Origin of the sequence: Pseudoxanthomonas jiangsuensis, from assembly GCF_010093185.1 — a bacterium.
Lineage (GTDB): Bacteria > Pseudomonadota > Gammaproteobacteria > Xanthomonadales > Xanthomonadaceae > Pseudoxanthomonas > Pseudoxanthomonas jiangsuensis.
Map to the genome: position 1 here is coordinate 22,663 of NZ_PDWL01000032.1, position 10,463 is coordinate 33,125.

Here is a 10,463-nt window from a genome sequence, read left to right on the forward strand (position 1 = left end):
CCTTTCCTCCGTCGTAACGACGCGGGGCGGACGGCCGCGGCCGCCCGCCCTTGCGCGCATCAGAACCGGTACATCAGCGCCAGGCGGCAGTTGCGGCCCAGCAGCGGGCGGGCGATGAAGGTGTTGGCGCCGGCGTCGCCGCTTTCCAGTTCGCCCTGGCGCGGGTTGCCTTCGGTCAGGCCCAGCGAGTTGTCCAGGTTGTCGACGTAGCCGTAGACCGAGAAGCGGTCACTGACGTCGTAGCGGGCGCTGAAGTTGAACACGTCGTACGACGGCAGCCGCACCGAGTTGGCGGTGTCCACGTAGCGCCCGCCCTGGCGCTCGTAGGCCAGTTGCAGGCGCAGGCGCTGGTCGAGCAGGTTGAAGCCGGGCACCACGCGCAGGCTGCGCTTCGGCACGCGGATCAGCTGGTTGCCGTCGTAGTCGCGCACCACGCCGGCATTGTCGGTGTAGGTCAGCCCGTCGTACTGGGGGTCCTGGATCGTGGCCGTGACCGCGACGTCGAACCATTTCCTGGGCCGCAGCGCGCCTTCCAGTTCCAGGCCCAGCGTGCGCGTGTCGGCGTAGCGCGGCTCGTTGACGACGATGCCGTCCAGCCCGACGCGGTAGTTGGTGAAGCCGACGTTGTCGTACTTGGTCCAGAACGCGGTGGCGAACAGGTCGAACAGCGGGCTGGAGAACTTGTAGCCCGCTTCGGCCAGCGCCATGGTCTGGATGTCCGGCGTCGCCGCGGCGTTGGTGATGTAGTTGCCCAGGCTGGGCAGGCGGTTGGTGGCGGTGTAGCGGGCGAACACGCCCTGCTGCGCGCCGAACTGCCAGTTCGTGCCCACGGTCCAGCCGAGCTTGCTGAAGCTGTCATCGTAGTGGGCGAACTCGCCGGTACCGCGCCAGACCTGCGAGGTCGCCAGCGTGCCCAGGTCCACCTGCTCGCGCTTCTCCACGCGGCCGCGCGCGGTCATCTTCTCCCAGCGCAGGCCCGCGTCCAGGCGGAAGGCGTCGGTGACCTGCCATTCGTCCGCCAGGTAGAACGCGTGCGTGGTCTGCTCGCCGGAGGCGTTCTCCCACTCGTAGCCGTAGCGCCAGATGCCGTGGTCGGTCAGCGAGGCCACCACGTCGCCGGCGGCGTCCACCGCCACCAGGTCCAGCAGGCGCGCGTTATCCCGCACGTCCAGCAGCGCGTTGGACGAGTAGCGGCTGAAGTCCTCCTCGATGTGCGCATGGTAGTAGCCGAAGGTCAGGTCGTGGCGCTGGCCGCCGGCCTCGAAGGCGCGGGACAGCTGCAGGTCGTTCATGATCTCCGTCACCGGCATCGTCAGCCCGCGCAGGCCGCCGACGATGATCAGGCCGTTGCCGTTCTGGTTGGCCACGTCGTACACCTGGTCCGGCGTCGTCGCGTAGCGCAGTTGCAGCGCCGTGGCGCCGGGGACGCCGGCGAGCAGTCCGCTGGTCTGCTCCAGGAAGCTGCTGGCGCTTTGCAGCAGGTTCGGGAACACGCCGTTGCGCTGCGTCTCGGTGTCGTTGTAGCGCAGGGTGTCGCGCAGCATCCAGCCGTCGCCGAGGTCGAACTTGAAGCGGCCGGTCAGCTGGGTGCGCTTGACCTCGGTACCGCGGGTGTTGTCGAACAGGTAGTCCTGGCCGTCGCCGGTGACCATGCGCACCAGCGAGGTCTCCGGCCCGGCGACGGTGCCGCGGTGGCCGTCGAACCCGGGCACCGCGCGGATCTTGCCGTCGGCGTAGGTGCGCATCGGGATGCCGGTGTAGAACGCCACCGTGTCGTCCAGCCGCTTGAGGTCGAAGCCGACCTCGCCGCGCTCGAACTCGCGGTCCAGCGACAACCGCAGCTGGCCGCCCTGGTTTCCGGTGAAGCCGAGGTCGCGCACGCCGTCCTCGGTGCGGTAGAACCCGCCCAGCGCCAGCTTCCAGCCATCGCCGACCGGCGCGCCGTACCAGAAGTCGGTGCGGAACAGGCCGGCGTCGCCCACCGTGATCTTGACCAGGCCCTCGGCCTGGTCGCCCGCCTTGCGCGGGACGAAGTTGATGGCGCCGGCCGGCGCGTTGGAATAGAAGGCCGAGGACGGGCCGCCGCGCACCACTTCGATGCGTTCGATGGTCTCGTCCAGGCGGAACGCCTGGTCGCCGTTGAGATAGCCCAGCGCCGGATCGTGCTGCACCGGGATGCCGTCCTCCAGCAACTGCACCGAACCGAAGCCGTCCACCGGTACCCCGCGCGCGCGGATGTTGCCGCTGGCCTCGCCGCCGGACGCCTCGACCCAGAAGCCGGGTACCGACTTCATCGCTTCGGTGACGCTGGTGGGCGCCTGCATGCGCAGGTTCTCTTCCTCGATGTTGGTGACCGAGTAGCTGGTCTCGGCCTTGGTACGGATGCCGCTGCCGGCGCGGCCGGTGACGATCACCGTGTCCAGGTCGCGCGCTTCGATGCGCGGCCCCGCGCCGTCCTGCGCGGCTTGCTGCGCCATCGCCGGCGCGTGCACGGCGAGCGCGATGCCACCGATGGTCAGGACATGGCGGATCGCGCCTGCGAGGCGGTGCGGGGAAGACGTCATCGGGGAATCTCCGGGGGAAGAGGACAGGCCAGGCGCCCTGCCTGCGGCGGCAGGGCGCGAAGCCGGGCATGTTCGACCGGTTTCGTTTAGCGCGGATGACGCATGCATGACGCTCGCCTGAAAACGGTGCGCGCGAGACGCGCCGTCGTGCCCGCGATGCTGCATGGCGTGCGCACCGCACGCTGCGCGGGTCCGCACGGATGCGTCGCGCAAAGAAGAAGGGCGAAGCCATCGGCTTCGCCCTTCGCATCCACGCCGTAAAGTGCAACGGCTACTGCCCGGCCATCATCCTCAGCACCTGGCCCAGGCCATAGGCGATCACCGTGCCCGTGGCGTAGCCCACCGTGCCCAGCAGCACGCCGACCGGCGCCAGGCTGGGATGGAACGCGGCCGCGACCACCGGGGCCGAGGCCGCGGCGCCGATGTTGCCCTGCGACCCGACCGCGAAATAGAACAGCGGCGCGCGCACCAGCTTAGCGGCCACCCAGATCACCAGGATGTGGGTCAGCATCCAGATGATGCCGATGGCCAGCAGCTCCGGCCGCCCGGCCAGCTTCATGAAATCCATCTGCATGCCGATGCAGGCGATCAGGAAGTACAGGAACACCGTGCCCAGCTTCGACGCGCCCGCGTTCTCCAGCCGGCGCACGCGGGTGGAGCTCAGGCCCAGGCCGGCCAGCGTGGACAGCACGATCACCCAGACGAACGCCGAGTCCAGGCTGAACTGCGCCGCGGAGGCCACGTTCGCCCCGAACCACGCCGCCAGCGGCGGAGCGACCGCGTGCGCCAGGCCGACGACGCCGAACGCCAGGCCGATGATGACCATCAGGTCGGACAGCGTGGGAATGCGCGCGTTGGCGGCCTCGTACGCGGCGATGCGTTCCTTCATCTCGTCCAGCGCGCGGGTGTCCGCGCCGCTGCGCGCGTCGATCTGCGGCGCCCGGTTGGCCAGGAACAGCAGGGTCGCCATCCAGGTGCTGGCGATGGCCACGTCGACCACGGCGAACTGGCCGAACAGGGTGGCGTCCACGCCGTAGACCTCGCGGATGGCCACCATGTTGGCGCCGCCGCCGATCCAGCTGCCCGACAGCGCCGCCATGCCCTTCCAGGTATCGCCGGCCACCGCCGACGGCCATACCCATTCCATCAACTGGAACGACACGATCGCCCCCAGCACGATGCCCAGCGTGCCCGCGCAGAACACGAACAACAGCCGCGGCCCCAGTTTCAAGATGCCCTTCAGGTCCACCGACAGGGTCAGCAGCACCAGCGCGGCCGGCAGCAGGATGCGGCTGGCGACGGGGTTGTAGAGCGCGCTGTTCTCGCCGTCGATCAGGCCCACGGTGTTGTACAGCGCCGGCACGAAGTAGCACAGCAGCAGCGCCGGCACCCAGGCGAAGAACTTCTTCCAGAACGGCGTCGGCCCGCTGGACAGCCAGAAGATCAGGCCCAGCGTGGCGGCGATGAGGCCGAACAGGACGATGTCGCTGGCGATCAGCGCGGGTGCGGCGGGCGTGGTGGATTCGATCGCCATCGGCGGCGTTCTCCGTTTCGGCAAAAAGAAAGGGCCGGTCCGGGCCGGCCCTTCGACGGTGGGATCAGCGGCCGATGTGCTGCTTCAGCCAGGCGTTGACGGTGTCGTGCCAGAGCACGCTGTTGGCCGGCTTGAGCACCCAGTGGTTCTCGTCGGGGAAGTACAACAGCTTCGATTCGATGCCCTTGCGCTGCAGCGCGGTGAACGTGGACAGGCCCTGGTCCACCGGCACGCGGTAGTCCTTCTCGCCCTGCACCACCAGCATCGGCACGCGCCAGTTGGCGACATGGTTGACCGGGTTGAACTTCTCGTAGTTTTGCGGCTTGTCGAACGGCGTGCCGCCGTTCTCCCATTCGGTGAACCACAGTTCCTCGGTCACGTAGCCCATCGAACGGGTGTCGAACACGCCGTCGTGGTTGACCAGGCACTTCCACGGCGACTGCCCGGCCGCGTCGAACCAGTTGCCGGCGATCCAGTTGATCATGTAGCCGCCGTAGCTGGCGCCCAGGGCGCAGGCCTTGCCGCCGTCCAGGAACGGATACTTCTGCTGCGCGGCGGCCCAGCCCTTCTGCAGATCCTCCAGCGGCTTGCCGCCCCAGTCGCCGCTGATCGAATCGGTGAAGGCCTGGCCGTAGCCGGTCGAGCCGTGGAAGTCGATCATCACCACCGCGTAGCCCTGGCCGGCGTAGGTCTGCGGGTTCCAGCGGTAGCTCCAGCCGTCGCCGAAGCTGCCCTGCGGGCCGCCGTGGATCAGGAACGCGACCGGATAGCGCTTGCCTTCCTCGTAGTTCCAGGGCTTGACCACGTAGCCGTGCACGGTCTCGCCGTTCCAGCCGGGGAAGCTGAACTGCTCGTAGGCGCCGAAGGCGACGTCCGGCAACACCTCGCCGGCGGCCGGCGTGATCGCCCTTTGTGCCTGCGGGCTGGACAGCGAAGCAGTGAACAGCTGGTCGCCGCTGCGCAGCGAATTGCGGGTGAAAGCGATGGTGTCGCCGGCGATGTCGAACGCGGAGATGCTGCCCTCGCCCAGCACCTTCTCGACCTTGCCGCTGGCGATGTCGACCGCGAACAGCGGGTGCTGGCCCAGGTCCTGGGCGGTGGTGTAGATCGTGCGGCCGTCGGCGGACAGGACGATGCCGTCGGCGCTGCGGTCCCAGTCCGGGGCGATCTCGCGGGTGGCGCCCGTGGCCAGGTCGCGCTCCATCAGGCCGAAGCGGTCGGCCTCGAAGCCCGGGCGCTTCATCGCCCGGTAGTACAGCTTGCCGCCGTCGGCGCTGAACACCGGACCGGTGTCCCAGGCGCGGTTCTGGCCCTGCGGGCCGGGCGAGGCGGCCGCGGCATCGGCGCGGTCGTCGAAGGTCAGGCTGGCCAGCACCGGCTGTTGGCGGTCGATGCGGTAGCGGTACAGGTCGAAGTCGGTCGACCAGGCTTCGTGGCGGTCGGCGCGGCGCATCGCGAACACGATCGACTGCCCGTCCGGCGCCCAGGCGTATTCGTCGTTGCCGCCGAACGGTCTGGACGGCACGTTGCCCGGGCCGAAGGAACCGGTCGCCGCATCGACCAGGGCGACGCGCTGGGTGCCGTTGCCGATCTTCGCGTCGGCCACGAACAGGCGGTTGTGGCGGCCGTCCTCCCAGGTGTCCCAGTGGCGCACGAACAGCTGCTCGTAGAGCACGCCGCTGGCCTTGGCCTGCTTGCGCTCGTCCAGGCGCTTGACCGTGCATTCCAGGTCGGCGCCGCAGTCCGGGAACACTTCCATGCTCACCGCGATCCGGCTGCCGTCCGGCGAGAGCTTGAAGCTGCCCACGTCCAGCGGGAACCGGGTCAGCTGCCGCGGCACGCCGCCGGCGGCCGGCATCGCGTACACCTGCTGGCTGCCGCCGAAGGCGCTGAGGAAGTACAGGGTCTGGCCGTCGGCCGAGAACGCCGGCGAGTTCACGTTCCAGCCCACCGGGGTGATCCGCCTGGGCGGGGCCAGGTCGCGGGTGCGCAGGTCGCGGCTCCACAAGGAGGTGCTGGCCTTGCCGAAGTCCTTGCCGCCGTTCTCCATGGCGATCTCGCGCTTGGCGAACACCACCCGCGCCCCATCGGGCGAGAGCACAGGCGAGGACACGCGGTCGAGCTTCTGCAGGTCGCGCACGTCGAAGCCGCGGGCGGCCTGCGCATCGTGGGTGGCGGCCAGGCCGAGCAGCCCGGCCAGGGCCAGGGCGAGGGGGGTACGGGCGGACATCATCCGGAACTCCTTGGAACGAGGCGATCCCGGATGCTAGGCAGCGCCGCCGGGCCGGCGCAAAGGCGGAAGGTCATGCCTTCCGCCGCGGTCGTCGCGCGCGGGTCAGGCCGCCGGCTCGGCGCGCTCGCCGCGCTTGCCGACCCGGTACAGCAGCCAGCCGACCAGGGCCAGCACCGCCAGCCCGACCCACTGCGCCGCGGCGCCGAGGCCGAACGGCAGGGCCAGCACTTCCGGGTCCTGGGTGATCACGATCGGCAGGGCGATCGCGATCCCCATCAACGCCTCGCCGGTGATCAGGCCGGCCGAGAACAGCACGCCCGGGCGGTGCACCCGGTCCAGCGCGGCCTCGTCGTCGGCGCGCACCTTGTGGAAGCGCTCGACCAGGTGGGCCAGCAGGCCACCGAGGAAGATCGGCACCATCAGTTCCAGCGGCAGGTAGATGCCGATCGCCGCGGCCAGCACCGGCACCCGGAAGCGCGAGCCGCGCGCCTTCAGCCAGCCGTCCAGGGCGATCACCAGCGCGCCGATCACCCCGCCGATGGCGATCATGGTCCACGGCAGCTGGCCGCCGAACAGGCCCTTGGCCACCGAGGCCATCAGGTTGGCTTGCGGCGCCGGCAGGGTCTTGGAGCCGATCCCGTACGCCTGCTGCAGCAGGTTCAGGACCGGGGCCATGACCAGCGCGCAGGAGAACGCGCCGATGCCCAGCATCAGCTGCTGCTTCCACGGGGTGGCGCCGACCAGGTAGCCGGTCTTCAGGTCCTGCAGGTTGTCGCCGCCCACGGCCGCCGCGCAGCACACCACCGCGCCGATCATGATCGCGGCCACCGCGCCCAGCGGCGCGCCGTTGACCTGGACCTGGCCGTCAGCGCCCAGCAGCATCAGCAGCACGACCGAGGCGAACAGGATGGTGGCGATGGTGATGCCCGAGACCGGGTTGTTGGAGGAGCCGACCAGGCCGGCCAGGTAGCCGGACACCGAGACGAACAGGAAGCCGGCGACGATCATGATGAGGGTCATCGGCACGCTGACGTGCCACTGGCCGACGATCGCCTGGTACAGCGCCAGCAAGGGCAGCACGAACAGCACCAGCGCCACCAGCATCCACTTCATCGGCAGGTCGCGGTCGGTCTCCTGGCCACCTTGGGCGGCGCCCTTGCGTGCGGCGGCGAAGCCGCTGCGGATGCCCGCGAGCAGCGAGTTGCGCAGCGAGAACAGGGTCCACACCCCGCCGACCAGCATCGCGCCGACGCCGAGGAAGCGGATCTTGGCCGACCAGATCGCGAACGCCGCGTCGGCCGCCGGCGCACCGGCGATGCCCGCGGCCAGGGCCGGGTCGGAGCCGAGGAAGAAGGCGTGGTACAGCGGGATGGCGATGTGCCAGGACAGGATCGCGCCCGACAGCACCACGATGCCCACGTTCAGGCCGACGATATAGCCCACCCCCAGCAAAGCCGGCGACAGGCCGGTGCCGAGGTAGCCGATCAGCTTGTTGTTGGCGAAGTAGCCGGCCACCGCCCAGCTGTCCGGGATCGCGCGCAGGCCGTTGGCCGCGGCCAGCTTCACCACCGCGCCGATCGCCGCCGAGATGCCGAGGATCTTCAGCCCCGGGCCCGGATTCTCGCCAGCCTTGAGCACCTCGGCCGCGGCCTTGCCCTCGGGGAACGGCAGCGGGTCCTCGACGATCATCGAGCGCCGCAGGGGCACCGAGAACAGCACGCCCAGCAGGCCGCCGAGGCCGGCGATGCCCAGCACCCACCAGTACTTGAAGTCGGGCCAGTAGCCCATCAGCACCAGCGCAGGGATGGTGAAGATCACGCCGGCGGCGATCGAGGAGCCGGCCGAGGCGCCGGTCTGGACGATGTTGTTCTCCAGGATCGTGCCGCCGCCCAGCAGCCGCAGCACGCCCATCGACACCACCGCCGCAGGGATCGCCGTGGCCACGGTCAGGCCGGCGAACAGGCCCAGGTAGGCATTGGCCGCCGACAGCACCACCGCCAGGACGATGGCGAGGACGACGGCACGGAAGGTCAGCTGCGGCGCGGCGGCGGGCCCGGGCATACGGTTTCCCCTGTAAACAAGAAGCCCGACACGCTATCGGCCCGGGGACGGCAAGTCCAGTACCGGGCGGGCCGGAGCGGGCCGGCACCGGCGCGCCGCCCGGCCGCCGCGCCCGGGAGCACCGCCCGTGCTCACTCCGCGGGCGAAGTCCCCAGATGGGTACCCAGGAACGCCAGCAGACGGCCGTAGTACTCCTTCAGGTGGGGCTGGGTGTAGAAGCCGTGCCCCTCGTTGGCGTAGTACAGCGACTGCACCGGCACTCCGGCGCCCTTGAGCGCGGCCTCCATCATCCGGGTGTGCTCGATCGGGGTGATCTGGTCCTCGCCGCCCGCCGCGAGGAACACCGGCACCTTGATCTGCGCGGCCAGCAGGTTCGGGGACGTGGCCCGGAGCGCGGCCGGGTCGTCACCCACCCAGTCCGCGGCGAAGGTCTGCAGGGAGCGGGCGCCGGCGTTCAGCGCCCGATTGCGGGTCATCAGGTCGTAGACCCCGACATAGCCGGCCGCACAGCGGTACAGCTCCGGCTCCCTGGCCGCACCCATCAGCGCGGCATAGGCGCCGTAGCTGGCGCCGTAGATGCAGATGCGCCGCGGATCGGCGATCCCCTGGGCGATCGCCCAGCGGGTGGCGTCGGTCAGGTCGTCCTGCATCGCCCGGCCCCATTGCCGCGCGCCGGCCTGGCGGAAGGCGCGGCCGTAGCCGCCGGAACCACGGTAGTTGAGCCGCAGCACGGCATAGCCGGCCGCGGCCAGGAGCTGGGCTTCGTCGTCGAACTCCCAGGTGTCCTGGATGCCGTAGGGGCCGCCATGCGGCAGCAGCACCAGCGGCAGGCCGCGATCGGAGGAGCCCGGCGGCACGGTGAGGTAGCCGCGCAGCGCCAGGCCGTCGCGGGCCTGCAGCGCCACCGGCCGGGACTGGGCCATCTTCAGCGGGTCCAGCCACTCGCGCCGGCTGAGCAGGCGCTTGGCCGAGCGGGCCTGGGTGTCGAACAGGAAGAAGTCACCGCTGTTGCGGTCCGATGTGCTCAGCACCAGGGCCAGGCGGCCGTCGGCGGTGCGCGAGGTGATCCGCACCATCTCGCCCTTGAACGAGCGCTCCAGCATCTGCTGCAGCTGGGCATCGGGATGGTCCGGCTTGAAGAACGCGGTGCGCGGCACCCCGTCCATGAACACCGCGCCGATCGGCTCGCGCGGGCCGTGGCTGGCGTAGACGATCTCGTAGGGATCGGCGTTGTCGTCGCGCAGCACCTCGCTGCGCCGGCCGCTGGCCACGTCCCAGGCGACGATGCTGTCCGGCCCCTGCGGATGGTCGGTGAGCAGGTAGGCGGTGGCGCCATCGGCCGAGAACCCGAGCGGGATCTCCCGGCGCCGGCTCCGGGCCTCGTCGTTGAGCAGGGTCCACTCGGCGCCGTCGCCGCTGCGGTGGTAGAGCTTGCTGAAGTTGTCGCCGTCCGCGCCCGTCGCCAGGCGCACCACGCCCTGGTGGTCGGTGGTGAAATCCGCGCGGCGCACCGGCACCCGCGCCAGCTGCTGGCGACGGCCGCTTTCCACGTCCATGCGCTCGGCACGGGTATAGGCGTCGTCGCCGAAGCTGCCGACGGTCAGGATCACGTTGCGTGCGTCCGCGGGCAGGTCGTCGGTCAGCCGCGCCCACACGTCCTCGGGCTTCTTCGGCTGGATCCGGGTGCCGGCACCGGCGCTGACCACGCGCTGGCCGACCAGCACCTCGGCGCCGCCGCCGTCTGCATCCAGGCCGACGATCTCGCCGGTGGGCATCGGTTCGGCCAGCAGACCGAACTTGTCGGCCACGCCCAGCAGGACCCGCTCCGGGCCCACCCAGCGAAACCAGCTGATGTCGGTATTGCGGCCCAGCGAGAAGCTCGCCGACAGCTTCATGTCCGCCATCCGCAGGATCACCAGCCCGGTACGGTCCTCCAGCGGCATCACCGCCGCCAGATACTGGCCGTCCGGCGAAAGCTGCACGTCGCGGAACTGCTCGCGGCGCAGGAACGGTTCCGGATCCACCTGCGCGGCCCGCGCCGGCGCCAGTCCCGCCCCCGCCAGCACCGCCC

At 70.4% G+C, this 10,463-nt stretch carries 5 protein-coding genes; all 5 read right to left on the minus strand.

The window, feature by feature from the left end; all coding sequences use genetic code 11:
• Nucleotides 1–59 precede the first annotated feature (59 nt).
• The 5 genes from CSC62_RS15750 to CSC62_RS15770 all read right to left on the minus strand — a co-directional run bounded on the left by CSC62_RS15750 (nucleotide 60) and on the right by CSC62_RS15770 (nucleotide 10,458).
• Nucleotides 60–2,564 carry a TonB-dependent receptor gene (locus tag CSC62_RS15750; RefSeq protein ID WP_162407639.1) on the minus strand — a complete coding sequence of 835 codons (2,505 nt, stop codon included), beginning with the start codon at nucleotides 2,562–2,564 and terminating at the stop codon, nucleotides 60–62.
• A 271-nt stretch (nucleotides 2,565–2,835) separates the two neighbouring features.
• Nucleotides 2,836–4,098 carry a DUF819 family protein gene (locus CSC62_RS15755; RefSeq protein ID WP_162407640.1) on the minus strand — a complete coding sequence of 421 codons (1,263 nt, stop codon included), beginning with the start codon at nucleotides 4,096–4,098 and terminating at the stop codon, nucleotides 2,836–2,838.
• 64 nt (nucleotides 4,099–4,162) lie between these two features.
• The gene (locus tag CSC62_RS15760) at nucleotides 4,163–6,328 is read right to left on the minus strand and encodes a dipeptidyl-peptidase 5 (protein ID WP_162407641.1); all 2,166 of its coding nucleotides are present in this window, start codon (nucleotides 6,326–6,328) and stop codon (nucleotides 4,163–4,165) included.
• Between the two features lie 105 nt (nucleotides 6,329–6,433).
• Nucleotides 6,434–8,392 (minus strand): OPT family oligopeptide transporter, encoded by a 1,959-nt coding sequence (locus tag CSC62_RS15765; protein WP_162407642.1) that lies wholly within the window; start codon nucleotides 8,390–8,392, stop codon nucleotides 6,434–6,436.
• Between the two features lie 131 nt (nucleotides 8,393–8,523).
• Nucleotides 8,524–10,458, minus strand: a complete 1,935-nt coding sequence (locus CSC62_RS15770) for an alpha/beta hydrolase family protein (protein WP_162407645.1) — start codon at nucleotides 10,456–10,458, stop codon at nucleotides 8,524–8,526.
• Nucleotides 10,459–10,463: the final 5 nt, after the last annotated feature.

What these genes read in the sequence shown, in the direction of transcription:
- CSC62_RS15750 (WP_162407639.1), bottom strand. Translation starts at nt 2,564, where the DNA reads ATGACGTCTTCCCCGCACCGCCTCGCAGGCGCGATCCGCCATGTCCTG.
- CSC62_RS15755 (WP_162407640.1), bottom strand. Translation starts at nt 4,098, where the DNA reads ATGGCGATCGAATCCACCACGCCCGCCGCACCCGCGCTGATCGCCAGC.
- CSC62_RS15760 (WP_162407641.1), bottom strand. Translation starts at nt 6,328, where the DNA reads ATGTCCGCCCGTACCCCCCTCGCCCTGGCCCTGGCCGGGCTGCTCGGC.
- CSC62_RS15765 (WP_162407642.1), bottom strand. Translation starts at nt 8,392, where the DNA reads ATGCCCGGGCCCGCCGCCGCGCCGCAGCTGACCTTCCGTGCCGTCGTC.